Source organism: Candidatus Symbiopectobacterium sp. NZEC135 (genome assembly GCF_025962695.1).
In genome coordinates, this window is the sequence record NZ_JAGFPF010000496.1 from 1 (window position 1) to 1,312 (window position 1,312).

At 44.9% G+C, this 1,312-nt stretch carries 1 protein-coding gene; it reads right to left on the reverse strand.

All coding sequences use genetic code 11. The features are described from left to right. Window positions 1-258: 258 nt before the first annotated feature. A complete protein-coding gene (locus J5224_RS28215; RefSeq protein WP_264628421.1) occupies window positions 259-591 on the reverse strand; it encodes a hypothetical protein in 333 nt (110 codons plus the stop codon). Between the last annotated feature and the right edge of the window lie 721 nt (window positions 592-1,312).

A 1,312-nucleotide genomic window follows, 5' to 3' on the forward strand; every position in this document is an offset into this window, starting at 1 on the left:
GGCAGGACCATATCCTGAATAAACCGGAGTGGGCGCGCTAAGCATTGTGGTGCAGCGTGTTGACTGCTGTTGTTAACAGTCATCCCATTCCCGTAAACGCCGTATATCCTCTGCGCTGCGATGGCTGATCTCAGCGCGTTTCAAACGAACGCAGTAGAGTCTCAAACCGTCAGAGACATGGGAACGGCACGGCTACAATAATATTTGGAAGAAGTCTATGTCATTACGCTTTAGGTTAGAGCATAAGTACTACTTTGCTTAATGTTGACTTTCTAAATATCGCTGTATATCTCTCGATATACGTGATTGCCGTTCCAATTCTTGATTCTCAAAGAAAAGATTATCACGTTTAAGCGTATTACCACCGCGCCTCATCTCTATTCGTGAAAGAGCGTAACACCGCTCTTGATTGATGTCCGCCCCCCGTTTGTTTATCTCTTCGGTTATGCGAAGTACTGTGTGCCCATGACTGTTGTATGTGCCTAATGCTTTACACAGATCGTCATTGTTGTACGCAGATATCTGCTGGCTGGATAGGCTTGTGGCAGCGCACCCGGATAAAACCAGTGCCATTGCTAAAGTTAATTTCATGAGCACTCCTGGCGATAAGAGCCTTGGGCAAATGCAACAAATGGGATTGATGTGACTAATAGGGTCATGGCGAGTCCTTCTACCGTTGTCTTGTTTATGGCCCAAAATGGTATCTGGACGTCAGTTTTAACAACAGAAACAAAGGGTAAACCAACTGTGTTTAGTTAAAAACGCGTCACTGGTTATGACATTAATGACTTTATCTTAGCAACTTTGAACGAAGTTATCCGCAAACGGGGTCAGTTAAATATACCTGGCAAATAAATCTTGATAAATATCGTTATCTTGGGAAGGGGCATCCTATCGCAGAACCACAATGGGTTCAGGGGCAATGATTAAGGCTGCGATTAAGTTGGGGCGCAATGCATTTGCGTCGAGTTTGAAGAGGAACGATATAGGCAGACGTTGAGAGAATTGATAGGTGGGGTCGCCTAATATACCAGCTTGTATAATTACCCGACTACTGTTGGGAATCATAAGGATTTTTTCATGAGGAATGTGATTACTTCCCTGATAATAACAATCATGGTATCTGGATGCGCTGTCGAGAACTTCGACCCGAATAAAATTCACATCAGTCAGCCTAAGAGCACCATGCCTAATCAGTACGACAGACCAACCCCATCACAGAGAGCGGCTATCATGTCCGGAGAACGGCCTGATTGGGATAAGAAAGACGGGAGTTCGGTGGGTTATGGTGTTGCTCGGTGAACCTCATTTC

Bases quoted from the DNA above. Each gene is read 5' to 3' on its own strand.
- J5224_RS28215 (WP_264628421.1), bottom strand. From the start codon at position 591: ATGAAATTAACTTTAGCAATGGCACTGGTTTTATCCGGGTGCGCTGCC.